At 65.1% G+C, this 25,795-nt stretch carries 21 protein-coding genes; 9 read left to right on the top strand and 12 right to left on the bottom strand.

All coding sequences use genetic code 11. The features are described 5' to 3' along the window. Positions 1 to 30: 30 nt before the first annotated feature. The 9 genes from IVA80_RS28710 to IVA80_RS28670 all read right to left on the bottom strand — a co-directional run bounded on the left by IVA80_RS28710 (position 31) and on the right by IVA80_RS28670 (position 9,133). A complete protein-coding gene (locus IVA80_RS28710; RefSeq protein WP_247437915.1) occupies positions 31 to 1,134 on the bottom strand; it encodes a histidine kinase dimerization/phosphoacceptor domain -containing protein in 1,104 nt (367 codons plus the stop codon). Continuing rightward, positions 1,131 to 1,571 carry a response regulator gene (locus IVA80_RS28705; RefSeq protein WP_247437914.1) on the bottom strand — a complete coding sequence of 147 codons (441 nt, stop codon included), beginning with the start codon at positions 1,569 to 1,571 and terminating at the stop codon, positions 1,131 to 1,133. Before IVA80_RS28705 ends, IVA80_RS28710 begins: the two co-directional genes overlap by 4 nt. After that, positions 1,568 to 3,085 carry an ATP-binding protein gene (locus IVA80_RS28700; RefSeq protein ID WP_247437913.1) on the bottom strand — a complete coding sequence of 506 codons (1,518 nt, stop codon included), beginning with the start codon at positions 3,083 to 3,085 and terminating at the stop codon, positions 1,568 to 1,570. Before IVA80_RS28700 ends, IVA80_RS28705 begins: the two co-directional genes overlap by 4 nt. Positions 3,086 to 3,186: 101 nt before the next feature. Continuing rightward, positions 3,187 to 4,542 carry an acetyl-CoA carboxylase biotin carboxylase subunit gene (gene accC / locus IVA80_RS28695; RefSeq protein WP_247437912.1) on the bottom strand — a complete coding sequence of 452 codons (1,356 nt, stop codon included), beginning with the start codon at positions 4,540 to 4,542 and terminating at the stop codon, positions 3,187 to 3,189. Between the two features lie 62 nt (positions 4,543 to 4,604). Beyond that, complete coding sequence (accB, locus tag IVA80_RS28690) at positions 4,605 to 5,096, bottom strand: acetyl-CoA carboxylase biotin carboxyl carrier protein (RefSeq protein ID WP_247437910.1); 492 nt, start codon at positions 5,094 to 5,096, stop codon at positions 4,605 to 4,607. Positions 5,097 to 5,133: 37 nt separating this feature from the next. Next, the gene (gene aroQ, locus IVA80_RS28685) at positions 5,134 to 5,601 is read right to left on the bottom strand and encodes a type II 3-dehydroquinate dehydratase (protein ID WP_247437908.1); all 468 of its coding nucleotides are present in this window, start codon (positions 5,599 to 5,601) and stop codon (positions 5,134 to 5,136) included. Positions 5,602 to 5,829: 228 nt separating this feature from the next. Continuing rightward, complete coding sequence (locus IVA80_RS28680) at positions 5,830 to 6,630, bottom strand: DUF1236 domain-containing protein (protein ID WP_247437906.1); 801 nt, start codon at positions 6,628 to 6,630, stop codon at positions 5,830 to 5,832. A gap of 239 nt (positions 6,631 to 6,869) precedes the next feature. Beyond that, positions 6,870 to 7,637, bottom strand: a complete 768-nt coding sequence (locus tag IVA80_RS28675; protein WP_247437905.1) for a DsbA family protein — start codon at positions 7,635 to 7,637, stop codon at positions 6,870 to 6,872. Positions 7,638 to 7,735: 98 nt separating this feature from the next. Continuing rightward, a complete protein-coding gene (locus tag IVA80_RS28670; protein ID WP_247437904.1) occupies positions 7,736 to 9,133 on the bottom strand; it encodes a M48 family metalloprotease in 1,398 nt (465 codons plus the stop codon). Positions 9,134 to 9,328: 195 nt separating this feature from the next. Between IVA80_RS28670 and IVA80_RS28665 the strand changes: the two genes are divergently transcribed. The 3 genes from IVA80_RS28665 (at position 9,329) to IVA80_RS28655 (ending at position 12,597) form a co-directional block, all read left to right on the top strand. Continuing rightward, complete coding sequence (locus IVA80_RS28665; RefSeq protein WP_247437903.1) at positions 9,329 to 10,516, top strand: aminotransferase class I/II-fold pyridoxal phosphate-dependent enzyme; 1,188 nt, start codon at positions 9,329 to 9,331, stop codon at positions 10,514 to 10,516. 105 nt (positions 10,517 to 10,621) lie between these two features. Next, a complete protein-coding gene (locus IVA80_RS28660) occupies positions 10,622 to 11,179 on the top strand; it encodes a biotin transporter BioY (protein ID WP_247438002.1) in 558 nt (185 codons plus the stop codon). Positions 11,180 to 11,262: 83 nt separating this feature from the next. Beyond that, positions 11,263 to 12,597: a dicarboxylate/amino acid:cation symporter gene (locus IVA80_RS28655; RefSeq protein WP_247437902.1), complete on the top strand. Its 1,335-nt coding sequence runs from the start codon at positions 11,263 to 11,265 to the stop codon at positions 12,595 to 12,597. Between the two features lie 33 nt (positions 12,598 to 12,630). Here IVA80_RS28655 and IVA80_RS28650 read toward each other — a convergent pair whose 3' ends face one another. Next, positions 12,631 to 13,509 carry an SDR family oxidoreductase gene (locus tag IVA80_RS28650; protein WP_247437900.1) on the bottom strand — a complete coding sequence of 293 codons (879 nt, stop codon included), beginning with the start codon at positions 13,507 to 13,509 and terminating at the stop codon, positions 12,631 to 12,633. Positions 13,510 to 13,599: 90 nt separating this feature from the next. Here IVA80_RS28650 and IVA80_RS28645 point away from each other — a divergent pair, with 90 nt between their 5' ends. Further along, positions 13,600 to 14,436, top strand: coding sequence for a helix-turn-helix transcriptional regulator (locus tag IVA80_RS28645; protein ID WP_247437899.1), 837 nt, complete (start codon positions 13,600 to 13,602; stop codon positions 14,434 to 14,436). Between the two features lie 140 nt (positions 14,437 to 14,576). Here IVA80_RS28645 and IVA80_RS28640 read toward each other — a convergent pair whose 3' ends face one another. Continuing rightward, positions 14,577 to 15,809: an FAD-dependent oxidoreductase gene (locus tag IVA80_RS28640; RefSeq protein ID WP_247437897.1), complete on the bottom strand. Its 1,233-nt coding sequence runs from the start codon at positions 15,807 to 15,809 to the stop codon at positions 14,577 to 14,579. Positions 15,810 to 15,874: 65 nt separating this feature from the next. Further along, entirely contained in the window at positions 15,875 to 18,133 is a 2,259-nt protein-coding gene (locus tag IVA80_RS28635; protein ID WP_346348029.1) for a ribonuclease E/G, read from the bottom strand. Between IVA80_RS28635 and IVA80_RS38715 the strand changes: the two genes are divergently transcribed. The 5 genes from IVA80_RS38715 (at position 18,098) to IVA80_RS28615 (ending at position 25,786) form a co-directional block, all read left to right on the top strand. Then, positions 18,098 to 19,033, top strand: a complete 936-nt coding sequence (locus IVA80_RS38715) for a hypothetical protein (protein WP_346348028.1) — start codon at positions 18,098 to 18,100, stop codon at positions 19,031 to 19,033. The genes IVA80_RS28635 and IVA80_RS38715 overlap by 36 nt on opposite strands. 614 nt (positions 19,034 to 19,647) lie before the next feature. Then, positions 19,648 to 20,940, top strand: a complete 1,293-nt coding sequence (locus IVA80_RS28630; protein WP_247437892.1) for an N-acetylmuramoyl-L-alanine amidase — start codon at positions 19,648 to 19,650, stop codon at positions 20,938 to 20,940. Between the two features lie 229 nt (positions 20,941 to 21,169). Next, a complete protein-coding gene (locus IVA80_RS28625) occupies positions 21,170 to 23,671 on the top strand; it encodes a penicillin-binding protein 1A (RefSeq protein WP_247437890.1) in 2,502 nt (833 codons plus the stop codon). 111 nt (positions 23,672 to 23,782) lie between these two features. Beyond that, positions 23,783 to 24,914, top strand: a protein-coding gene (gene prfB, locus IVA80_RS28620; RefSeq protein WP_247437889.1) for a peptide chain release factor 2 whose coding sequence is annotated in 2 segments (ribosomal slippage) — positions 23,783 to 23,851 and positions 23,853 to 24,914 — 1,131 coding nt in all. Because the reading frame shifts where the segments join, the coding sequence is not laid out codon by codon here. Continuing rightward, on the top strand, positions 24,914 to 25,786 hold the full coding sequence (locus IVA80_RS28615; protein ID WP_247437888.1) for an NAD(P)-dependent oxidoreductase: 873 nt from the start codon (positions 24,914 to 24,916) through the stop codon (positions 25,784 to 25,786). Before prfB ends, IVA80_RS28615 begins: the two co-directional genes overlap by 1 nt. Positions 25,787 to 25,795: the final 9 nt, after the last annotated feature.

Here is a 25,795-nt window from a genome sequence, read left to right as displayed (position 1 = left end):
TCGCGGTGGGGTTGCGATGGGTCGCGCAGGTCAGCTTGCGGCGGCGCTGTTGGTCTTGCCCGGGGCTGCGGGCGCGCGGCGGAACCTCAGCATGACGCGAGTTCCGGCATGGGCGGGGTCGCGCTCCACAGTGGCGTCGAGCTTTGTGGCCATCGCCGCGACGATACGCTGGCCCATGCCGGTGGAGCGTGGATCCGCCTTGACCTTGTCGCCGACGCCGTCATCGGTGATCGTCAGCAGGAGATCGTCGCCCTGCGAGGTCAGCTCGACATGGATGGGGCCGGCGCCGTCCGGATAGGCGTATTTCACCGCGTTCATCACCAGCTCGTTGACGATGATGCCGACAGCGACGGCGCGGTCCGGGTCGATCTCGATCGGCTCGGCCTTCATCGTCAGGCGCGACATCCGGTTGCCTTCGGCCGAGCGGCGCAGATCCTCGAGCAGCGAGTCCAGATACTGGTTCAGCACCACGCTCTTGAGGTCCTGCGAGGTGTAGAGGCGACGGTGCACCTGCGCGACCGCGGCGACTCGGCCCATCGCATTGGTCAGCGCCGCCTTGACCTCTTCCTGACTAGCCGAGCTCGCCTGAAGATGCAGCAGCGAAGCGATGATCTGGAGCGAGTTGCCGACGCGGTGATTGACCTCGCGCAGCAGCAGTTCGCGTTCGGCGGCGAGCGCGGCGTAGCGGTCGCGCGAAGCGTGGATCTCGGCTTCGGCTTGCTCGCGCGCCTTCTGCAATTCAGCCTGGCGGAGCGCGCCGTCGGCGGCGACCTGGAGCAGCGGGATGAATTCGCCCTTGACGTCCTTGACGAGATAATCGGCCGCGCCGGCCTTCAACGCGGTGACCGCGATGCTGGAATCCTGCGACGCGGTGACGAACACCACGGGCGGCGCGCCTGATATCGCCATGATCTGCTCGAGCGTCTCCAGCCCGTCGAGGCCGGGCATGTACTGGTCGAGCGCCACGACGTCGATGCAGCCGTCCGTCTCCGCGCGGCGGATACGCTCCAGGCCTTCCTCGCCGCTTGCGGCGTGAATGACCTTGTAGCCGTGCCGCGTCAGGCCGCGATCGACCAGGCGCGCCAACGCTGCGTCGTCGTCGATGTAGAGCAGGGTTGGCGTGTGCTGGTTCATGAGGCGGCGGGCGGGACCTGGATGACCGAGAAGAACAGGCCGAGCTGCCGGATGGCATTGGCGAAATTCTCGTAGTTCACGGGTTTGGTGATGTAGACGTTGCAGCCGAGCTCGTAGCAGCGCTTGATTTCCTGGGAGTCGTCGGTGGTGGTCAGTACCACCACGGGCGAAGCCTTCAGATATTTGTTCTCCTTGATCTGCTTCAGGATGTCGATCCCGGTCATGTCGGGGAGATTGAGATCGAGCAGGATCAGGAGCGCATTGCCCTTCTGCACGAGCCCGCTGCCGTCGGCGCCGAACAGGTGCTTCATCGCGTCCGTTCCGTTGGCGAAGGAGACGATCTCGTTATTGACGCCAGACCTTCGGATGTTGCGTTCGATCAGCCGGGCGTGTCCCTCGTCGTCCTCGATCATGATGATTGTGACAGGTTGAGTCATTGGTCGGCGTTCCGGTTGCTCGCGTTCCAGGTGATCGGCAGCGTGATGGTGAAGGTGCTGCCCGTGTTCAGTTCCGACGATACCGACATGGTGCCGCCGAGGCGGCGCACAAGTGCACGCACATGCGCAAGACCGATGCCTTGACCTTGCTTGTCCTGGGTTCCCGCCCGGCGAAACAGGTCGAATATCCGCTGGTGATCTTTCGGATCGATCCCGCGGCCGTTATCGCTGATCTCGAAGATAGCGTAGCCAAGCTTCGTGCGCCCGCGGATTCTGATCTCGCCGGGGGTGCCGGGCTTGAGATACTTAATGGCGTTGTCGATCAGATTGGAGAAGATCTGCTCCAGCGCAAGGCGGTCGCTGACGAGAGCCGGCAGGGGCGCGACATGGATCTCGGCCTGCGCTTCGGCGGCCTGATGCGCCAGCGTCGACACGATGGCTTCGATCAACTCGCGGGTGTCGATCTTCACGGGCACGAATTCGCGCCGGCCCTCGCGGGTGAGGTTGAGGATCGCCGAGATCAGGCGGTCCATCTTGCCGATCGACGATTTGATGAAGCCGAGTGCTTCGGAGAAATCCGCTGAAAGTTGCTTGTCGGGACCTTCGAGCGCGATCTCGCCGGCAGCCGGCGGCGGCCCGTCGGCCGGGACATGGGTAAGGCCGCCGATGCGGCGGAAAATGTCGCCGCCAAGTTCTTCGAGTTCGCTGGTGAAGCCCATGATGTTGACGAGTGGCGAGCGGAGATCGTGGCTGACGATATAGGCAAAGCGCTGGATCTCGTCGTTGGCTTCGCGCAGGTCTGCCGTGCGTTCATCGACGAGGGCCTCGAGGTTGGCGTAGGCGTCGCGCAGACGCCCCTCGGCCTCGTCGCGGCGCCGCGCCGAACGCTGTACCAGCCAGATCGAGATCAGGGCCAGCAGCACGACGAGGCCCGAGCCGATGCCGGTCATCGAGGCCGCCAGTGTCTGGCTGCGGTCGGAATTGACCGATCGGAGCCTGAACAGGCGCTCCTCCTCCTGGATCATCGAGACCGCGACCTTGCCAATCTCGGCCGTGGTGTCGGTGGAGGCGGCCTCGCGGACCAGCGCTGCGGCCTTGTCCTGCTGATTCTGGTCGGTGAAATCCAGCTCCTGCGCGAACTGACCCAGCCGGGTTTCGATGGCCGTGCTCAGCTTCTCGATGCTTTCGCGTTGCGCCGGATTATCGCCGGTCAGGCGCGTGAGCCGGTCGAGGGCCGGTATGATCGCTGCAACGGCTTTCTCATGGTCGGCCTTGAAATCCGCCCCTTGCGTCAGGAGATAGCCGCGGGCGGCGCTCTCGGCACGCCGGATTTCCAGCAGCAGAGCGTTGATCTGGTTCTCCGCCTCGATGGTGTGAACCACCCATTTGCTATCGTCTCTGGCCTTGTTGACCAGGTAGACGGAGCCGGCGCTGATCACGGTCAACACCAGAAGGCCCGCCGAGAACAGCAGGATCTGCCAAATGGCGCGCCGTCGTTGCGACTCAGCCGTCACGACGGTCTCGCTTCACGTCAATGGAACTCAAGACGGCCCCTCGGAACTATCCCCGCCGTCCAGAACGCAATCGGGACCAGGCGGTTCCATGGGAGAGAGGATTATCCCGCAGCCGGTTCCTTGCCGGCGAGGTACTGTTCCAGCCAGTGGATGTGATAGTCGCCGTCGATGATCGAGGGCTGGCGCACCAGGTCGCGGAACAGCGGCAGCGTCGTCTCGATGCCCTCGACCACCATCTCGTCCAGCGCCCGGCGCAGCCGCATCAGGCATTCGCTGCGGGTCTTGCCGTGCACGATCAGCTTGCCAACCAGGGAGTCGTAATAGGGCGGGATGGTGTAGCCCTGATAGACCGCAGAATCGATGCGGACGCCAAGGCCGCCGGGCGGGTGATATTGTGTGATGCGGCCGGGCGAGGGACGGAAGGTTTGCGGATTCTCGGCGTTGATCCGGCACTCGATGGCGTGGCCGATAATCTGCACCTCGCTCTGCTTCGCCGGCAATTCGCCGCCGGCGGCGATGCGGATCTGCTCAAGCACGAGGTCGATGTCGGTGATGCTCTCGGTGACGGGATGCTCGACCTGGATGCGGGTGTTCATCTCGATGAAGTAGAACTCGCCGTCCTCGAACAGGAATTCGATGGTGCCGACGCCGAGATATTTCATCTCGCGCATCGCCTTGGCGCAGGTTTCGCCGATCCTGGCGCGTGCAGCGGCGGTAAGAACGGGCGAGGGGCCTTCCTCCCAGACCTTCTGATGACGGCGTTGCAGCGAGCAGTCGCGCTCACCGAGATGGATCGCGCCGCCGCGGCCGTCACCGAGGATCTGGATCTCGATATGACGCGGCTTCTGGAGGTATTTTTCAAGATAAACGGACGCGTCACCGAAGGCGGATTTGGCTTCGTTGGCCGCCGTCGACAGCGCGACCTGAAGATCGGCCTCGCTCTGCGCGACCTTCATGCCGCGGCCGCCGCCGCCGGCCGCCGCCTTCACCAGCACGGGAAAGCCGATCTTCCTGGCGATCGCCATCGCGTCGTCCTCGGGGCCGACCGCACCGTCTGAGCCGGGCACCACGGGAATGCCGAGCTTCCTGGCCGTCTTCTTGGCCTCGATCTTGTCGCCCATCAGGCGGATGTGCTCGGCCTTGGGGCCGATGAAGTGCAGATTGTGCTCGGAAAGGATTTCGGCGAAACGCGCGTTCTCCGAGAGGAAGCCGTAGCCGGGATGCACGGCGTCCGCGCCGGTGATCTCGCAGGCCGCAAGCAGCGCGGGCACGTTGAGATAGCTGTCCTTGGACGGTGGTGGCCCGATGCAGACGCTCTCATCCGACAGGCGCACATGCATGGCATCGGCGTCGGCGGTGGAGTGCACGGCAACTGTCGCGATCCCGAGCTCCTTGCAGGCGCGCAGGATGCGAAGGGCGATCTCGCCGCGATTGGCTATGAGGATCTTGTCGAACATGGTGTCCTTAAGGGACGAATGGCGCGCGGAAAGCGGCGAGGGCGGCTGGCCGCCCCTGGCCGTTACTCAATGATGACGAGCGGCTCGCCATACTCGACCGGCTGGCCGTCTTCGATCAGGATCTGCGTCACCGTGCCGGCGCGCGGCGAGGGGATCTGGTTCATGGTCTTCATGGCTTCGATGATCAGCAACGTCTGGCCGACCGAGACCTTGCTGCCAACCTCGATGAACGGCTTGGCGCCGGGCTCCGGCGCCCAATAGGCGGTGCCGACCATCGGCGAGATCACGGCGCCGGGGTGCTTCGACAGGTCGGCCGCGGCAGCAGCCGGCGCGGCGGCAGCTGCGGCCGCCGACAGGGCGGGGGCGGCTGCCATCTGCATCGGCATGGTCGCGGCGACGCTGATGTTGCGGGCGACGCGCAGGCGAAGGCCGGCACGTTCGATTTCGATCTCGGTGAGGCTGGTCTCATCGAGCAACAAAGCGAGCTCGCGGACGAGCGCGGAATCCTCGCTGGAAAACTTTGCGGCTGCTTTGTCGTCTGGCTGGCGCGCCATGTTCTTTGATCCGAATGTTCTGTGTGAAGAGGGAGCGTCAGGCTTTGGGCTTGATGCCGAGCTTGGCAGCAAGGCCCTGGATGGCGAGGCGGTAGCCCTCGACGCCGAAACCGCAGAGCGAGGCGAAGGCCGCGCGCGCGGTGTAGGAGTGGTGACGGAAACTCTCGCGGGCGTGGATGTTGGTCACGTGAACTTCGACCGTCGGGATCTGGACCGCGAGCAGCGCGTCGTGCAGCGCGATCGAGGTGTGCGAATAACCGCCGGCATTGATGATGATGCCCTTCATCTTGCGGGCGTGAGCTTCGTGGATGAAGTCGATCAGTTCGCCCTCGCGGTTGGACTGCCGGCAGTCGGCCTTGAGGCCGTACGTCGCCGCCGTCTGCCCGCACAGCGCCTCGACGTCGGCCAGCGTCGCGTGGCCGTACTTCTCCGGCTCGCGCGTCCCCAGCATGTTGAGGTTCGGCCCGTTGAGAACGAGGATCGTGTCGGTTGCTGGTTCGGCCATTCCAATCCCGCAAGAGGTGCTTCGGCGTGGCGGGGGTTATAGGTAACAAAGGGCGTGAGGGGAAGCCTTGAAGGACCTCCCAAGGGGCTTCAGGCAGCTCATCCGGCCTGCAAAAACCTGTGCGCAAACTACGGAAATTGCTTGTTAACCAGTCCGAAGGGTGGCTGGCGGCCGAACGGCAAAGGGCGGGCATCGCTGCCCGCCCCCTGAGGTTGCCGTGATCTGGCCTTAGACGTTCAGGACCGCCACGATCTCGTAGGTGTCCGGATTGATGATCACGATCTCGTCCTTGACGAGGACGTACTTGTAGGTGCGCCACTCCGGATAGATCGTCACGACACGCGACGGCAGGGCGTGCAACTCGATACCCTCGCGCGGCACGCGCGTGCCGACCGAAATGTTGAAGTTCACATTGGTCGCGGGCGCCACCTTCTCCTCGCGGATCACCGAGGTGATCTGCGTGCGCTGCTCGGTCGAGAGCTTGGCGGCCGCGCCAGCCTGGCCGGTCGTCGTCTGCGACCGCTCGGTCCCGGTCTGGGTCTGGGTCTGGCTTTGCGAACCCTGGTGGCCCGGCGCGTTCATGCCGCTGCGGTCTTCCTGACCTTGGGCCTTCATGTCCTTGCTGCCCTTGGTCTCGGTTTCCTTGCTCATGCTACCCTTGGACTTCTCGTCGCTCCGCGGGCTCTGGCCGACCGTCGACGACTTCTCCGACTGCGTCGACTTCTCACGCGTCGCTCCCGGCTGGTCCTTGTTCATCTTGTCGGACTGAGTTGACTTGTCGTGAGCGCCCGGCTGATCCTTCATGCCGCCGGCCTGACCGACCGTTCCCTTGTCATGCCTGTCTTGCTTGTCCATGGACTCTTGCTTGCCCATGGAACCACTACGCTCGCCAGAAGGCTGCGAATGCTGCATCTGCGCACCACCGGCGCCGCCACCGCTGTCGCGGTTCATGGTGCCCTGTGCGTTCGCCAGACCGGTGCCCGCGACAAGGGCGAGTGCGGCAACCGAGATCATAAAGCGGTTAGACATCGAATTCTCCTCAGGTGTTTTCTCTGCGTCATTGCCCGCGCCATCAACGAAAGGAGATTTGAGTTGTTCCGGAACGTCAGCGGTTCCGCGGCATTTGTTTCCTAAACGCGAGATGAATGCGCGCGCCGAATTCGCGCCGGAATTCGCGCAGACCTCGGTTAACGAAGCAGAGCTTCGGTCAACAAAAAGGCCGGCTTTTCAGCCGGCCTCGTCGCATGCGCAAGTTGTGAAACGCGAGATCAGCAGGTCGCCTTGCCGCAGCGGGCAATGCCGATCTTTTCCTTCAGGCCTTCGACACCGACCGCGCCGATCACGATCTGCTTGCCGATCACGTAGCTCGGCGTGCCGTTCATGCCCATCGCTTCGGCGAGCTTGAAGTTCTCTTCGATGGTGGCGCGCACCTCGGCGCTGCCGATGTCCTTCTCGATTCTAGCGGTGTCGAGGCCGGCTTCCTTGGCCGCTTGAAGCGCGCGCGCCTTGTCGGCGGCGCCACGGCCGCCGAGCAGCTTCTGATGGAAGTCGAGATACTTCTTGCCGGAGGGATCCTGCATGCGCACGGCGACCGCGACCTGCGCTGCTTCGACCGAGCCCTGGCTCAGCACCGGAAACTCCTTCAGCACGACCTTCAGCTTCGGATCGGACTTCATGAGGTCGAGCATGTCACCCATTGCGCGCTTGCAGTAGCCGCAATTGTAGTCGAAGAACTCGACGAAGGTGACGTCGCCGTCCTTGTTGCCGAGCACGACCTGGCGCGGCGAGTTGAAGATCGCAGCGGAGTTCTGCGCGATGCTCGCCTCGTGCTTTTGCGTTTCGGCCGCGGCCTGGCGCTTGGTGAGCTCGGTCATCGCTTCCTCGAGCACCTCGGGATGGGTGACGAGATAGTTCTTGATGATCGCCTCGAGATCGGTGCGCTGGGCATCGGAGAAGCTGTCGGCCGACGCCGGCGCGGCTGTGCCGAACAGGGCGAGCGCAAACAGCGCGGGAGCAAGCAGGCGCAGCGAAGGCATAGGCAGATCCTCTTATCGAAAGCTGGTTTCGGAAAACGTCCCGGCGGACTTGAACTCGGTGTCGTGACGTCGTGGTGTCGGGCGTCGTCTTGGTCGCGTTAGTTGCGGGGCGGCTTGGCCGCCACGATATCGTCGGCCTTGACCCATCCGGGCGTGCCGACGGCGAAACGGGTTTTCGCGCGCGTGGCGAGCTCGCGGGCGGTCTTGTTGTCGCCGCGCAGATAAGCGGCCTGTGCCGACGCCAGATCCGCCTCGGCATAGTCTCCCTTCCGGCCATAGGCCATCGCGAGCTGCATGTAGCCGAGCGCAGCCTCCGGTTCCCGTGCCACCGCGGCCCGGAGAATCCGAACGGCATCGTCCGTGTAGGCCTTATTATCGGACCCAACCAGAGCCTGCCCAAGTAACATCTCGATGAGGGGCGCGCTGTTCGAAAGCTGCACCGCCTTGCGCAGGGCAGGGATCGCCTCGGCCGGCTTGCCGCCCTCCAACAGGGCCTGGCCTCGCACCTCGTAAAAATACGGGTTGTTCGGCTGGACCTGGATCAGCGCGTCGATCTGGGCCAGCGCACTGCGCAAATCGCCGTGCAGATAGGTGCTGATGGCGCGGGCGTAGCGCGCCGGCATGCTGTCGTTCGTCTGGGGGTAGCGGCGGTAGACCGTCTCCGGCCGCTCCATGAATGCGGAAATCTTGGCGCGCACCATATCGTGGCGGAGCTGGAGCGCGGGATCGTCCTTCTTGTCCCAATAGGGGCTGGAGCTGGCGAATTCCTGGAGCGCCGCGACGCGTTCGGCGGGCATCGGGTGCGACTGCAGATAGGGATCGGCGCCGCGCGCCGCGAACAGGCTCTCGCTGGTGAAGCGCTTGAAGGTCTCGTACATGCCCTTCGGCGATTGCTGGGTCGCGGTCAGGAATTTCACCCCGGCCCGGTCGGCGTTCTCCTCCTGTTGGCGCTGGTAGGACAATAGCGTGCGGCGGATCATCTCCTGCGGTCCGGCGATGGCGGCCGCGCCGGCATTGGCGAGCCCGTTGTTGCCGGCGCTGCTGCTGCGGGTGCTGCCCACGGCGATCGCGCCGGCGCCGAGCAGCATGGCGATGATCATCTGGGTCTGGGCGTTGGCGAGCTGTTCGCGCAGCTTGGACAGATGGCCGCCGGCCAGATGCCCGGTCTCGTGCGCGAGCACGCCGATGATCTGGTTCGGCGTCTCCGACTGGAGGATCGCGCCGTAATTGACGAAGATGCGGCGGCCGTCCGCAACGAACGCGTTGAAGGAGCCCTCGTTGACGATCACCATCTGGATGTTCTGCTTCTCCAGACCGGCGGCGCGCAGGATCGGGCGCGTATATTCGCGCAGGAGCTGCTCGGTCTCGGTGTCGCGCAGCACCGGCGGGCCCTTCTGCGCTTGCGCTGCCGGCATCGGCAACAGCGCGATCGCCGCGGCCGTGACGAGGGCGGTGAGGGCGGAGGCCTTCTTGCGCAATACGATCTGGAGCAACATCAGGCGGTCCGGGTCAAACGGTCTTGATCAAGCAGTTTCGGGATTGGATTTTTGGCGATTGGCGGCGGGCCGTATACGCGATATGCCCTTATGAGCCGTACCCCTTATGAGCCGTACAATGCGGCCAGTCTGGGGCGCAAGCGCCCCGTTTTCCGGACCGGACGGACCGATCCGCCAGCGAAATAGCAGAAATTCATGCACGATGCGACATTGAGGAACCGGTTGGGGCAGTGGCTCGAGCCCTCCCGCCGCAGTGATGTTCCCGCATTCATGGTGATGGACGTGATGGCCGCCGCGGCCCGGATCGAGGCGGCAGGCGGCCATGTCATCCACATGGAGGTCGGCCAGCCCGCAACCGGTGCCCCAAAGACCGCGATTGTGGCCGCGCAGGCGGCGCTCGAGGCGGGGCGGATCGATTATACCTCCGCACTCGGCATCCCCTCATTGCGCGGACGCATCGCGCGCCATTATCGCGATGCCTATGGCTGTGATGTCAGCCCCGAGCGGATCGTGGTGACGACAGGCTCCTCCGGCGGCTTCATCCTGGCCTTCCTGTCGATGTTCGAGCCCGGTGACCGCGTCGCCGTGACGGTGCCGGGTTATCCGCCATATCGTCATATCCTCACCGCGCTCGGCTGCGAGCCGGTGTTGATCGAGACCACGCACGAGACGCGCCATGCGCTGACCGGCGGGGCGCTGCTGGCCGCCCATCGCAAGGCGCCGCTGAAGGGCGTGCTGGTCGGCAGCCCGGCCAATCCGACAGGAACGATGATGTCCCGCGAGGCGCTCGCTGGCCTGATCGCGGCGGCGGAAGACGCCGGCATCCGCTTCATCTCCGACGAGATCTATCACGGGCTCGACTACGCGTTTCCAGCGGTGACGGCGGCGTCGCTCTCGGAGCACGCACTCGTGATCAACTCGTTCTCGAAGTATTTTTGCATGACGGGCTGGCGCGTCGGCTGGATGGTCGTGCCGGAAATCCTGGTGCGGCCGATCGAACGGCTCCAGCAGAACCTCTCGATCTCGGTACCGGCGCTGTCGCAGATCGCAGCCGAAGCCGCCTTCGACGGTGCGGCCGAGATGGAGGAGATCAAGCACGGCTATCAGGAAAACCGGCGCATCCTGATCGAGGGACTGCCCAAGGCAGGCTTGAGCAAGTTCCTGCCTGCCGACGGCGCATTCTATCTCTATGCGGACGTCTCGGACTTCACCTCGGACAGTTTCGACTTCGCCAAGCAGATGCTGGAGCAGGCGCACGTTGCGGCCACGCCGGGCCTCGATTTCGATCCCATCCATGGTCGTTCGTTCATACGGCTCTCCTACGCGCGCTCGGCAGATGAGATGCGGGAGGCAGTTGACCGGATCGCTCACTGGCTTAAATAGCCGCCAGTTTTCGACAGCCGTTTCGAAAACAGCCTTGCGGAGTTCAACTTGTCTGACCGTTCCCTTCCGTCCGCCACCAACCTGCATTCTCCTCTCGCCGCATTGATGTGGCCGACCCGGCCGGGTGAAAGCGTCGGCGCCTTGCGCGCCGTCGTGCTGGTCGCGCTCGGCACCGCCTTGATGGCGCTGTCGGCCAAGGTGAACCTGCCGCTGCCTTACGTGCCCATGACCTTGCAGACGCTGGTCGTGCTGATGATCGGCGCCGCCTATGGCTGGCGCCTTGGCAGCGCAACCATGGTCGCTTACCTCGTCGAAGGTGCGATGGGGTTGCCGGTATTCGCCGGCCCCGTCGGTGGAATTGCGCCGCTGGTCGGCCCGACCGCAGGCTATCTGTTCGGCTTCGTTGGCGGCGCCTTTGTCAGTGGCTGGCTCGCCGAGCGCGGCTGGGATCGCAGTGTGGTGCTGCTGTTTACGGCGATGGCCGTCGGCCACGTCGTCATTCTGGCCGCCGGTTTCGGCTGGCTGGCCTTCGGCCTCGGCCTCGGAATGTCCAAGGCGTGGCAGATCGGCCTGATGCCGTTCATCGCGGCCTCGCTGGTCAAGAACGCACTGGGCGCGACGCTGATGCCGGCGGCCCGCCGGATCATCGATCGTCGCCGGTAAAGCGCGCAATAACGAGCAGTTCCAATTGACAGAGCCGGCCAAGTTGATCTTGGCTGGCTCTGCGTTTGCGGGGGAATGAAACGATGACGACGACAACGATGGCGGGGGCGCCGGTCGCGCCGACCGCCGCCAAGCCGTGGTACAAGGTCCTCTACGTCCAGGTGCTGATCGCCATCGTGCTCGGCGCCATCGTCGGCTGGCTCTGGCCGACGGTCGCCACCAACGAATGGATCAAGGCGCTCGGGGACGGCTTCATCAAGCTGATCAAGATGGTGATCGCGCCGATCATCTTCTGCACCGTGGTCTCTGGCATCGCGCATATCCAGGACGCCAAGAAGGTCGGCCGCATCGGCGTCAAGGCGCTGGTCTATTTCGAGATCGTCTCCACTTTCGCCCTTGTGATCGGGCTCATCATCGGCAACCTGGTGAAGCCAGGCGCAGGCTTCGGCAATGCCGCGGCAAACGAGGCCGCCGTTGCCAATTACGCCAAGCAGGCCGCCGGCCAGAAGTCGGTCGACTTCGTCCTGCACATCATTCCGGACACCGTCGTCGGCGCCTTCGCGCAGGGCGAGATCCTCCAGGTGCTGCTGTTCTCGGTGCTGTTCGGCTTCGCGATCATGGGGCTCGGCGAGCGCGGCCACACCATCCGCAGCTTCATCGACGACGCCGCGCATGCGGTGTTCGGAGTCATCTCCATCGTGATGCGCGCGGCGCCGATCGGCGCCTTCGGCGCGATGGCCTACACCATCGGCAAGTTCGGCACCGGAGCGATCCTCAACCTGATCGGCCTGATCGCGACGTTCTATTTGACCGCGGCGCTGTTCGTGTTCGTCGTGCTCGGGATCATCGCGCGCTTCGCCGGGTTCTCCATCTTCAAGTTCCTCGCCTACATCAAGGACGAGCTGCTGATCGTGCTCGGCACCTCGTCCTCGGAAAGCGCGCTGCCCTCCTTGATGGAGAAGCTCGAGCGCCTCGGCTGCTCCAAATCGGTGGTCGGGCTCGTGGTGCCCACGGGCTACTCGTTCAACCTCGACGGCACCAACATCTACATGACGCTGGCGACGCTGTTCATCGCGCAGGCGCTCGGCTTCGATCTCTCCTTCGGCCAGCAGCTCACCATTCTGGTGGTGGCGATGCTGACCTCGAAGGGCGCCTCCGGCATCACCGGCGCGGGCTTCATCACGCTCGCGGCGACGCTTGCGGTGGTCGACCCGCGCCTCGTGCCGGGCATGGCTATCGTGCTCGGAATCGATAAATTCATGAGCGAGTGCCGCGCGCTGACCAATCTCTGTGGCAACGGCGTTGCCTGCGTGATCGTCGCCTGGTGGGAAGGTGAGCTCGACCGCGACAAGCTCAACGCCAACCTCGCCAGGCAGATCGATCCGACGGACATGGAAACGGCGGTCACGACGGACTGATCTGCAAGCTGGGCCCTGCGGCGCAGAGCGCCGTCAGGTCTTGAAATAATAGGGCTGGTCGAGATCCTCGATCAGCCCTATTTCTTTCGGCGTCCAGCCGAGAGTAGCGCGCGTCTTCGCGCTCGAGGTCGGAACGTCGACACCTGCGAATTGCGCGAACCAGCCAAAATGCTCGGTCGCTTGCTCCGGTGATTTCGAGACGACGGGTACGCCGAGCCGTCGGCCGATCACGTCCGCAATCGCCTTGAACGGCACACCTTCCTCCGCGATCGCGTGATAGTGCTTTGCGGTGGCGCCTTGCTCCAGCGCGAGCCGGTAGACGCGCGCGGCATCGAAGCGGTGCGCGGCCGGCCAGCGGTTGCTGCCGTCGCCGATATAGGCCGCCACGCCCTTTTCGCGCGCGAGATTGATGAGGATGGGCACGAAGCCGTGATCGCCTTCGCCATGCGTGGACGGCGGAAGCCGGACCACGGTTGCGCGGACGCCGGCCAGCGACAGCGCGGTCGATTCCGACACGCGCGGAAAGCGGTGCGCCGATAAATCGTCCTCGGTCGCGAGGCGTCCGGGCGCGAGCAGGGCGACGCCGGAGGTGACGATGAGAGGGCGGTCGGAGCCCTTGAGCTCCTCGCCTAATGCCAGGATTGCGCGGCGGTCCAGCTCGCAATTCTCCAGGAATTTCGAGAAATCGTGGTTGAAGCCGAGGTGCAGCACGCCGTCGGAGGCGGCCGCACCGCTGCGCAAGGACGCATGATCCTCCAGCGACCCCCGATGGATGTCGGCTCCCATCGCAGCGAGCGCTGCGGCTCCCGCATCGGAGCGGGCAAGGCCGGTGACGCGGTGGCCGGCGGCGATCAGGTCCCGAACGACGGCGGAGCCGACGAAGCCGGTGGCACCAGTGACGAATACACGCATGAGCAGTCTCCAAAGTTGGTGGAGACAACGATCTGCGCTAGGATTATCCGGGTAAAGTAGTGACATTATCAGGGTATAATGGCTAACAGGATGAGCGAAACAGCCGCCGCTGAAAACCGGCTCGGGGCCTTTCTGAAGCACCGCCGCAGCCGGCTCGATGCCGCAGCGTTCGGCCTCAGTGGCAGCCGCAGGCGTACGCCCGGACTGCGCCGGGAGGAGGTGGCGCAGCGCGCAAATATCAGCCCGACCTGGTACACGTGGCTCGAACAGGGCCGCGGCGGGGCGCCGTCAGCCAACGTGCTCGACCGCATCGCGCACGCCTTGATGCTGACCGATGTCGAGCGCGAGCATCTGTTTCTGATCGGGCTCGGCCGCCCGCCTGAGGTGCGCTACCGGACCGGCGAGGATGTCTCACCACGGCTGCAGCGCGTGCTGGACGCGCTCGAGACCAGCCCGGCCATCATCAGGACCGCGACGTGGGATGTGGTGGCATGGAATCGCGCGGCAACAATCGTGCTGACCGACTACGCAAAGCTCGCGCCGGAACGGCGCAACATCCTGCGGCTGCTCTTCTGCGAACCGCACGTGCGCGCCGCGCAATACGACTGGGACAGCGTGGCCCGCTTCGTGGTCGCGGCCTTCCGGGCGGATGCGGCGCGCGCCGGCGCGGTCTCGCATGTCGCGGAGTTCGTCGACGAACTCTGTCGGCTCAGCCCCGAATTCGCGGCGCTTTGGGGTGATAACGACGTGCGCCATCATGGCGACGGCACCAAGCGGCTGCGGCACCCCGTTCACGGCACCATGTCGTTCGAATATTCGAGCTTCAATGTCGAGGGCCGCGCTGATCTCAGCATGCTCGTCCACAACCCGGCGACGCCTGAAGATGCCGAACGGATCAAAAAGCTGCTCAGCGAGCGAGCTGACTGACGGATTTTGCCGGCTCGTGCGTGTAACCCGCATCTGACTTCGAAGGAGCGGGCGGCATCGTGGGCAACGCGGCTGTTCGCCGACACGGGCGCTGGCTGCGCGAGTGCGAGGATCGCGATGCTTGCCGCGAAGGCCGAGAGCTAAAAGCGCTCAGGCCGATACGGCGCGGGATCGATCGCCGGTGTCTCGCCGCTCATCATCTCGGCGAGCAGGCGGCCTGTCGCGGGCCCGAGCGTAAAGCCCTGGTGACCGTGGCCGAAATTCATCCAGAGGCCGGGGTGACGCGGAGCGGGACCGAGCACCGGGAGCATGTCGGGCGTGCAGGGTCTCGTGCCGAACCATGGATCCGGCTCGACGCGCCTGCCGAGGTCGATCAGCTCGCGTGCGGAGGCTTCGGCGCTGGCGAGCTGCACCGGTGTTGCGAGCGCGTCCGGGCCGGTCAGCTCGGCACCCGTGGTGATGCGGATGCCCTTGGCCATCGGCCCCATGGCGTAGCCGCCGCCCTTGTCGACCAGCGGCAGATCGAGTGAAGCGCCGCCGCTGTAATGCATGTGGTAGCCGCGCTTGCGCACCAGCGGGATGCGATAGCCGAACTTATGCAGGAGATCGGGCGACCACGGCCCGAGCGTCACGACGGCTGCGGCGGCGTCGATGCGTCCGTTGTCGGTATCGACCGACCAGCCCGTCGCGGTCTGCTGCAAGGTCTGGGCATCACCAAGCAAAAGGGTGCCGCCGAGGCGCTCGAACAAATCAGCATAGGCCGTGACCAGCGCGCCGGGATCGGACACGGTCCAGGTGTCGAGCCAATGGATGGCGCCAGGCAGATCGTCGCGCAGGATCGGCTCGGCCTTGGCGAGCTCGCTGCCTGACAGCACGCGAAAGTTCACACCGAATTCGCGCTGGTCTTCCTCCGCGGTCTTGACCGCGAGGTCGAAGGAGGCGGCGTCGCGATGCAGCATGCGATAGCCGGCGCGGCGGATGAGATTGTCGGCATGGGCCTCGCGAATGAGGACGTCGTGCTCGCCCGTCGCGTAGGCGATCAGGCGCGCCCATGCCTCGATCGCTTCGCGATGCCGCTTCGGCGCCGAATGCCACCAATAGCGAAGCAGCGGCTCGACATGGAGGTGAAGCGACGACAGGCTGTAGCGTACGTCGTTGGTGCGGCCGGTCGCGATCTTCAACAGTGTGGCGAGGTCACGCGGCATCGGATAGGGCCGCACGGCTTCCGCCTGGATCATTCCGGCATTGCCGTAGCTGGTCTCGCGGCCCGGCTCCCTGCGATCGACGAGGGTGACGGTCCAGCCGCGCCGCTGCAAATGCAGCGCCGCGCCCACGCCCACCATGCCGCCGCCGAGAACAATTGCACTTCGCATCAGAGGTGACCTCGCCAAATCAAAACCGCCCGGTTTGACCGGGCGGTTTCAACTGGATTTCCGTTTTATTCGCCGCCGCCGAAGCGCCGCGACCACCAGCCGGCACGCCGCGGTGCCGACGTTTCTCTTGCCGCTTCCGGCGTGGGCTCCGGAGCCGGCACGGGCGGAGCAACCGGGTCGGGTGCCTGCGCCGCGGGCTCGCTCTGGCTGCTCGACGGGAAGCTCACCTTTTCCCGGACCGTGGAGCGACGGCGCGCAGCCTTGTCGTCGGCGGGCTCTTCTTCCGCGGCAGCAGGAGCGGGCTCAGGCTGGGCCGGCGCCTCAATCTGCACCTCGGCGCGCGGCTCGGGCTGGCTGACCTGAGGCTCGGTGGTGTGTTCGGCCTGCGCGATCGAGGGCGCAGCCTCGCTGCCAAGGCTGTCGAAATCGGCGACGGCGTCCGTGGCTTCCGACGGAGCATTGGCTGCGAGCTCGTCGCCGATGGAGCCGGCGAGACCTTCCTCGTTGCCACCGCGACGGCGGCGTCCACCACGACGACCCCGCCGGCGGCGGCGATCGGCGCTGCCCTGCTGCTCGCCGCGGGCTGCCTGGTCCTCGCCTTCCTCGCCGTCCTGCTCGGACTCGGCGTCCTCTTCACCTTCACTAGCCGCCACGGTCGCTTCGGGCGACGTCGGAGCACCGTCCTCGCGCAACTCGCCGTCGCGCTGGCCCCCGCGGCTGCGCCGGCGACGGCGGCGCTTGCGGCGCTGGCCGTCTTGCTCGGAGACGGCTTCGCCGGCAGGCTGCTCCTCGGCGAGACCTTCGGTCTCCTCGGTCTCGACCTCGGATTCCAACTCCGGATCGAACTCCTCGCCGTCAAACGCCTCTTCGGCCACAGGCGGCGGGCTTGCGGCAGCCTGTGCCATCAGCAGCGCCTTGGCGGCTTCCAGCGTATGCACCTGCTCGCCGCGGTCGATCAGATAGGCCTGCGGTCCGCTGACGCTGGGGTCGGCGATGACGGACAGCGTGACCTTGAAGCCGTTCTCGAGGTCGCGCAGATGGCCGCGCTTGTGGTTCAGCACATAGAGCGCGACGTCGGTGCGGGTGCGGACCACGAGATTGTGGGTCGCGCCCTTCATCAGGATCTCTTCGAGGCCGCGCAGCAGCTGCAGCGCAACCGAAGACACCGAGCGGACATGGCCGGTGCCGCCGCAATGCGGGCAGGGATCGGTCGAGGATTCCAGCACGCTGGCGCGGATGCGCTGGCGCGACATCTCGAGCAGGCCGAAATGCGAGATGCGACCGACCTGGATGCGGGCGCGATCCTGCCGGAGGCAATCGGACAGCTTGCGCTCGACTGCACGGTTGTTGCGCTTCTCGTCCATGTCGATGAAGTCGATGACGATCAGGCCGGCGAGGTCGCGCAGGCGGAGCTGGCGGGCGACCTCTTCGGACGCTTCCAGATTGGTCTTGAGCGCGGTGTCCTCGATGTGGTGCTCGCGGGTCGAACGGCCGGAGTTGACGTCGATCGAGACCAGCGCTTCGGTCTGGTTGATGACGATATAGCCGCCGGAGCGCAGCTGCACGGTCGGCGAGAACATCGCATCCAGCTGGCTTTCGACGCCCATGCGCGAGAACAGCGGTTGCCCGTCGCGATACTGCTTCACCGCACTGACATTGGCGGGCATCAGCATCTTCATGAAATCGCGCGCTTCGCGGTAGCCGGATTCACCGGCGACCGAGATCTCGTCGATCTCCTTGTTGTAGAGGTCGCGCAGCGAGCGCTTGATCAGCGAGCCTTCTTCGTAGACCAGCGTCGGGGCCTGCGACTTCAGCGTCAGGTCGCGCACCGTCTCCCACATCCGGATCAGATATTCGAAGTCGCGCTTGATCTCGGGCTTGGTGCGGGCAGCGCCCGCGGTGCGCAGGATGATGCCCATGCCTTCGGGCACGTCGAGATCCTGCACCACTTCCTTCAGGCGCGAACGGTCCTGGGCGCTCGTGATCTTGCGGCTGATGCCGCCGCCGCGCGCGGTGTTCGGCATCAACACGGCGTAGCGGCCGGCGAGCGACAGATAGGTCGTCAGCGCCGCACCCTTGTTGCCGCGCTCTTCCTTGACGACCTGCACCAGCATCACCTGGCGGCGCTTGATGACTTCCTGGATCTTGTACTGGCGGCGCGGGCGGAACGTGCGCTCCGGCACTTCCTCAAGCACGTCGTCGCCGCCGACGGATTCGACGATTTCCTCTTCGCCTTCTTCATCCTCTTCGTCGTCCTCGTCGTCTTCCTCGACTTCGGTGGACTCGTGATGCCGGGCCTCGGCGCTTTCGCCGGCCGCGTACACGGCGTCGGCCGGTTCAGCGGCGGCGGTCACGGCTTCGGCCAGAGCCTCTGCATGCGCTTCGGAGGAGGCGGGCTCCTGCGGCTCGGCGGCGACCACGGGTTCGGCGCCAACGGCTGCGACGGGCGCGGGGGTTTCGCCGGCGTGGTCATGGTCGTGATGTTCGTGCCCGCTTTCATGGCCATGGTCATCATGATCGTGCGTGTGATGGTGATCGTCATCATGGGCGTGGTGATGATCGTCTTGTCCATGTTCATGGTGATCATGTTCATGGTGATCATGGGCTTCGTGCTCGCCGTGATGCTCAGCGTCTGCGTGCAGATTCTCACCCTCGTGCAGGGCGCCCTCGATGTGCTCCGCAAGGACGTCGTCCTCGACCGGCTGGGCCGCGGGATCGGCGCCAGCAACGCCTTCGACGATGTTGCTCCGGACGCGTTCGCCATGACCACGGCGGCGGGCGTTGCGATGGCGCGAGCGGCGACGGCCGTGGGAGCGATTCTCGCTCTCTTCCTCGGCCTCGCGATGAGCCTGCTCCTCGGCCTCGATCAGCGCCTGCCGGTCGGCGACCGGGATCTGGTAGTAGTCGGGATGGATTTCGCTGAAGGCGAGAAAGCCGTGGCGGTTGCCGCCATATTCGACGAAGGCGGCCTGGAGCGAAGGCTCCACCCGGGTGACCTTGGCGAGGTAGATATTCCCGCGCAGTTGCTTGCGTTGCGCGGTCTCGAAATCAAACTCTTCGACGCGATTGCCGCGGACCACGACGACCCGGGTCTCCTCCGGGTGGGTGGCATCGATCAACATCTTGTTGGGCATGTCTTAACTCTTGGCGGCGGCGGGCGCGATTCACCGTGGGCGCTATCTGCGCTGCCGGGTGACGCGACGGTCCACCTGATTCGGGGGTGAGGGGAAGGCCGAAACGCCGTCTCTCGCGCCTTGCCGAATCGGAAGCTGGAGGGCCGAAGCGGCGCGCGGGATTGTCACTCCGCAGCGTCGCGAATGGTCCTTCAGAATTCGTCGGCACAGTCTGGCGCATCAAGCGTCGGCCCGTATGAAACATTGGGCGGCGGGGCCGCCCCTCAATCAGTTGCTGCTGGCCAGGCATGGCGCGAGCGCGCTCGCCTTGGAGATTACGAACCGCTCCCTTGGGATTAAGGGACCGGGTAACGGGTCACGTCGCTGTCAAAACCGTCCCGGAAACGCGGTGGTAACCAGGGACCGTCCGCCACCGGGGCTTAACCCGCTCCACCTCGCTGCCGCGCACCGCGCTGGTCTTTGAGGGGAACGGAAAACGCTGGAATTCCCAAACCTTGAGAGTTCCGGCGCTGCACCGGGAGGCTGAATGCGACACAACCGGAAATATCGGCCGTCAGCATTCCGTACATACGTGGAATGGGCCGACCGTGCAAGGGAGCGTCGCAGGGCGGTCACAGTCGGCAAGTTTCGCGTGTCCGTCATTAAGGATCGATTAACCCTGTGGTTCTATTGCGTTAAAAGAGCTGCTCGGAGGCACGGCATCGGTGGCGAGCCGCACACATCAAAGGGTTTTGCTGGGATGCGTGCTGCTGTGCGCCGCAGCATTGGTGTGTGCTGATTCCTGGCGCCTGAGCGCGGCGGAAAGTCAGGCACAACCCACTGCTGCGGTAGCAAATTTTCCGATCGCCTCGGCCGCTCGGCTGGCCGGCGACGGCAAGCAGACCCGCTTCATCCTCGACATCGATCAGACCGTCACCTTCCGCGCCGTCACGCTCGCGGACCCGTACCGGGTGGTGGTCGACGTGCCCCAAGTCAATTTTCAACTGCCCGCGGGCACCGGGACGGGGGGGCGGGGACTGGTCAAGGCCTTCCGCTATGGGCTGGTCATGCCCGGCGGCTCGCGAATCGTGTTCGACCTGACGGGCCCGGCCAAGATCGCCAATTCCTATGTGCTGGACGCCGCCAATGGCCAGCCGGCCCGGCTCGTGCTCGAGCTGGAGGAGGTCGACCGTAGCGCCTTCGTGCAATCGCTCGCCCCTGAGAATCGCCCCGAACTGCGGCCCGCCATCGCCGACGCGCCCGCAACAGTTCCGGCCGCCGCAGCTCCGGAAGCCGCGCAGCAGAAGGCCGACGGCCGCCCGATTGTCGTGATCGATCCCGGCCATGGCGGCATCGACAACGGCACGCAGTCGGGCGGCGAGAGCGAGAAGAGCCTGGTGCTGGCCTTTGGCCTGGCGCTGCGCGATCGGCTGGAAAAGACCGGCAAATACCGGGTCGTGATGACACGGGACGACGACACCTTCATTCCGCTCAACGATCGGGTCAAAGTCGCCCGCGGGCTCAAGGCGGCCTTGTTCGTCTCGATCCACGCCGACGCGTTGCCGCGCGCCGAGGGCGATGCGCAGGGCGCGACCATTTACACGCTGTCCGACAAGGCCTCCGACGCCGAGGCGCAGCGACTGGCGGATGCGGAAAACCGAGCGGATGCGATCGCCGGTTTCAACCTTGCGGAGGAGCCGACCGACGTCGCCGACATTCTGATCGACCTTACCCAGCGGGAAACTCGCACCTTTTCAAGCCGTTTTGCCCGCTTCTTGATGGGCGAAATGAAGTCGACCGTGCGGATGCATAAGCATCCGCTGAAATCAGCCGGCTTCCGGGTCCTGAAGGCGCCGGATGTTCCGTCGGTGCTGGTCGAGATCGGCTATGTCTCCAACAAAGGCGACCTCGAGCATCTGGTGTCCGAGGGCTGGCGATCCCGCGCCGTGGGCTCGATGGCGCAGGCGATCGACGGGTTCCTGGCCAAACGGATGGCGACCGCCGGGTCGTCGAATTGAGAAGGGTTTTTCTGGGCCGCCGCAAAAGCCCTAGTTTGGCCACAGCGGGCGCTTTATAAAAACGCCGCAGGGGGTTCCGGAATCGGCGAGAATCCCGTTCGGCAAGCGTCTTAGGTCCGGCACTGAAGCAATTGAGTAGGCCGGTAAATTCGCGACGTGATTTTGGCGCCTGTTTTGGGTGTCTTGAGCTAATCTTGAGCTGACCAGAGTTTGAACGGATAAACACATAATGCGCTTGCTGGTGCGGTTCATGGGCTTCCTGTTCGCCGCGGGAACGGTGTTGTTCCTTGTCGGTGTCGGGGCCGTGGCAGGCCTGATCTGGCACTTCTCCAAGGACTTGCCGGACTACTCTCAGCTTCAGGATTACGAGCCGCCGGTGATGACCCGCGTGCACGCGGTCGACGGCTCGCTGCTCGGCGAATACGCCAAGGAGCGGCGGCTGTACCTGCCGATCCAGGCGGTACCGAAGCTCGTGATCAACGCCTTCCTCGCGGCCGAGGACAAGAATTTCTACGAACATGGCGGCATCGATTACACCGGCATGGCACGCGCCGGCGTGGTCTATATCCAGAATTACGGCTCGAACCGGCGTCCGCAGGGCGCTTCCACGATCACGCAGCAGGTCGCCAAGAACTTCCTTTTGACCAACGAGGTCTCCTTCGCCCGCAAGATCAAGGAAGCCTTGCTGGCGATGCGCATCGAGAAGACCTACTCGAAGGACAAGATTCTTGAGCTGTATCTGAACGAAATCTACCTGGGCCTTGGCGCCTACGGCATCGCGGCTGCTTCGCTGGTGTATTTCGACAAATCCGTGAACGAGCTGACGGTGGCGGAAGCCGCTTATCTGGCGGCACTGCCGAAGATGCCGGCCACCCTGCATCCGGTGCGCAACCGCGACCGCGCCATCGAGCGCCGCAATTACGTGGTCGACCGTCTCCAGGAGAACGGCTGGATCAAGCAGGCCGACGCCGACAAGGCGCGCAAGGAGCCGCTGGCCGTCACCAGCCGTTCCAACGGCGCCCACACTTTCGCCGGCGAATATTTCGCCGAGGAGGTCCGCCGCGACATCTTCGAGCGCTACGGCGAGAAGAAGCTTTACGAGGGCGGTCTTTCTGTCCGCACCACGCTCGATCCGAAGATCCAGGTCATGGCGCGCAAGACCATGGTCTCAGGCCTCGTGAACTATGACGAGCAGCAGGGCTATCGCGGTGCGCTGAGCAAGCTCGATGCGTCGGGCGATTGGGGCTTGAAGCTCGCGGAGATCAAGTCGCTCTCCGACATCTCGCCGTGGCGCATGGCGGTGGTGCTGGAGACCAGCGACCAGTCGGCGCGAATCGGCTTCCAACCGAGCCGCGAACTCGGCGGCGCCGTCAGCAAGCAGCGCGAGACCGGCCTCATCACGCTCGATGGCATCAAGTGGGCAAAGGCGGCCTCGGGGGCTGCGAAGGGCAGGGCGGCGACTGCCGTGTCGCAGGTGCTTCAGCCCGGCGACGTGATCTATGCCGATCCGCTCTACAAGGACGGCCAGCCCGTCGAGGGCCAGTACCGGCTGCGCCAGATCCCCGAAGTGTCCGGCGCGATGGTGGTGATGGATCCCTGGACCGGCCGCGTGCTCGCGATGGTCGGCGGCTTCTCGTTCGACCAGAGCCAGTTCAACCGCGCCACGCAGGCCTACCGGCAGCCCGGTTCGTCGTTCAAGCCGATCGTCTATTCGGCTGCGCTCGACAACGGCTATACGCCCTCGACTGTGGTGCTCGACGCGCCGATCGAGATCGACCAGGGCCAGGGCGCCGGCGTGTGGCGGCCTGAAAACTTCTCCTCCGGAAAATTCCAGGGGCCAGTGACGCTGCGCAACGCGTTGCGGCAGTCGCTGAACACCGTGACCGTACGCCTGGCGCAGGATATCGGCATGCCCCTGATCGGCGAATATGCGCGCCGCTTCGGCGTCTATGACGAACTGCCGAACTATCTTTCCTACGCGCTCGGCGCCGGCGAAACCACGGCGATGCGCATGGTCACGGCCTATTCGATGCTCGCCAATGGCGGCCGCCGGGTGAAGCCGACCCTGATCGACCGCATCCAGGACCGCTACGGCCACACCATCTTCAAGCACGACCAGCGCGAATGCCGTGGCTGCGACGCGCCGGGTGGCTGGAAGAACCAGGCCGAGCCGCAGCTGATCGACCGCCGCGAGCAGGTGCTGGATTCCATGACCGCCTATCAGATCACCGAGCTGATGGAAGGCGTGGTCCAGGCCGGTACCGCGACCGTGGTCAAGGCGGTCGGCAAGCCGATCGCCGGCAAGACCGGCACCACCAACGAGGCCAAGGACGCCTGGTTCGTCGGTTTCTCGCCCGATGTCGCCGTCGCCATCTACATGGGGTACGATAAGCCGCGCCCGCTCGGCAAGGGTAACGCCGCGACGGGCGGCCATCTCGCAGCTCCCATCGCACGCGACTTCCTCCAGCTCGCGCTCGCCGACAAGCCCGCAGTTCCGTTCAAGGTCCCGGCCGGAATCAAGCTCGTGCGTGTCGCCGCCAAGACCGGCATGCGCGCTGGTCCCGGCGAGACCGGCGGCACCATCCTCGAAGCCTTCAAGCCGGGCACGGCGCCGCCTGATAATTACTCGGTCATCGGCGTCGCCGATGCCGACGGGCGCATGCCGGCGTCGCAGCAGCAGCAGCCGGATTCCGGCTTCTTCATGCGGCCGGGCACCGGCGGGCTGTACTAAGGCTTAGGACAAGAGGGGCGTTCTTCGCAGCGGCGGTTGCGCTTTGCAGCCGCCGCCGTTACATCCCATCTCAATTGCACGCGGACCAATTCCGCGAGACCAGAGAACGACATGCGCGCCGAAATCGAACGGTTGGTAGAAGAGATCAAGCAGTCGGTCGGGCTGCTGAGGAGGCATCTTTGACGTCGAGAAATCGACGGCGCGCCTCGCTGAGCTGAACAAGCTCGCAGAAGATCCCAATCTCTGGAACGATCCCCAGAAAGCCCAGAAGCTGATGCAGGAGCGCACCTCGCTGGAGGATTCGCTCTCAGGCATCGGCAAGGTCGAGCAGGAGCTCGAAGACGACATCGGCATGATCGAGCTCGGTGAGGCCGAGGGCGATGAGGGCGTGGTCGCGGAAGCCGAAGCCGGACTGAAAGCCTTGAAAAAGGAAGTCGCCCGGCGCGAGCTCGAAGCGCTGCTCTCGGGCGAGGCCGATGGTTTCGATTCCTATCTCGAAGTGCATGCCGGCGCCGGCGGCACCGAGAGCCAGGACTGGGCGCAGATGCTGTTGCGCATGTACTCGCGCTGGGCCGAGACTCATGGCTTCAAGGTCGAGGTGCTGGAGGAGTCCGATGGCGAAGAAGCCGGGATCAAATCCGCCACCATCCAGGTCTCCGGCCACAATGCCTATGGCTGGCTGAAGACGGAGGCCGGCGTGCATCGCCTGGTGCGCATTTCGCCATTCGATTCCAACGCGCGTCGGCACACCTCGTTTTCGAGCGTGCAGGTGTTCCCCGTCATCGATGACAGCATCAAGATCGACATCAAGGAATCCGACGTCCGCACCGACACCATGCGTTCGGGTGGCGCCGGCGGCCAGCACGTCAACAAGACCGAATCCGCGGTGCGCCTGACGCACATTCCGACCGGCGTTGCCGTGGTCTGCCAGGCCGGCCGCTCCCAGCACAAGAATCGGGCGCAGGCCTGGGACATGCTGCGCGCGCGGCTCTACCAAATGGAGCTGAAGAGGCGCGAAGAGAAGGCTGCCGCCGACCAGGCTGCCAAGACCGATATCGGCTGGGGCCACCAGATCCGCTCCTACGTGCTCCAGCCCTACCAGATGGTGAAGGATTTGCGCACGGGTGTGCAGACCTCCGACACTTCCGGCGTGCTCGGCGGCGATCTCGACGACTTCATGGCCGCGACGCTGGCGCAGCGTGCCTTCGGGACCACCGGCGGCGACATCGAGGACGTCGACTGATGCCGCGCGTTGCGTTCATCGGGCTCGGGCGGATGGGCCACGGCATGGCCGGCCGTTATCTCAATGCCGGCTTCACGGTGACGCTGTGGAATCGCAGCAAGGCGAAGGCCGAAGACCTGATCGCGCGCGGCGCGCATTGGACGACCTCGCCAGAGGATGCCGCGATCGATGCCGATGCGGTCGTGACCATGGTTGCCGATGACGAAGCCTCGCGCGCGGTCTGGCTCGGGCCTGAGGGAGCCGCCAAGACGGCGAAGGCGGGCACCATCGCGATCGAATGCTCGACCGTCTCCTACGATCATGCGCGCGAGATGGGCCGCGAGCTGAACGGGCGCGGGCTCATCTACATCGATTGCCCCGTGACGGGATTGCCGGACGCGGCAGCCAGCGGAAAGCTGACGCTGTTGGCCGGCGCCGATGCGGCCGATCTCGAACGCGCGCGGCCCTATCTGGTGCCGATCGGCTCGACCATCCGCCATTTCGGGCCGGTCGGCTCCGGCACGGTCTACAAGCTCATCAACAATCTGATGGGCGCGATCCAGATCGCCGGTCTCGCCGAAGGCCTCGCCATCGCCGAGCAGGCCGGGCTCGACATGAAGCTGGTGCTGGAGTCGATCCAGGCGGGCGTTGCTGCAAGCCCGCAGGTGCAGCGTCACTCCAAGCGCATGGTCGCCCGCGACTTCAGTGGGGCGACGTTTACGTCGGCGCTGCGGCACAAGGATGCCGCCTATGCGGTGAAGCTCGCGGAGAGCCTGCTGGCCGACAAGCCATTGGTCGCGCGCGCCGCGGTCGAGGCCTATGACCGCGCCAAAACCATCATGCCTGATGACGATGAAGGCAAGATGATCGAGCTGGTGTCGCGGCCGAAATAGGCCGTATAG

It is taken from the genome of Bradyrhizobium sp. 139, from assembly GCF_023074175.1.
Classification (GTDB): Bacteria; Pseudomonadota; Alphaproteobacteria; order Rhizobiales; family Xanthobacteraceae; genus Bradyrhizobium.
The sequence above is the reverse complement of the archived record's forward strand: the minus strand, read 5'-3'. Positions and strand labels throughout refer to the sequence as shown.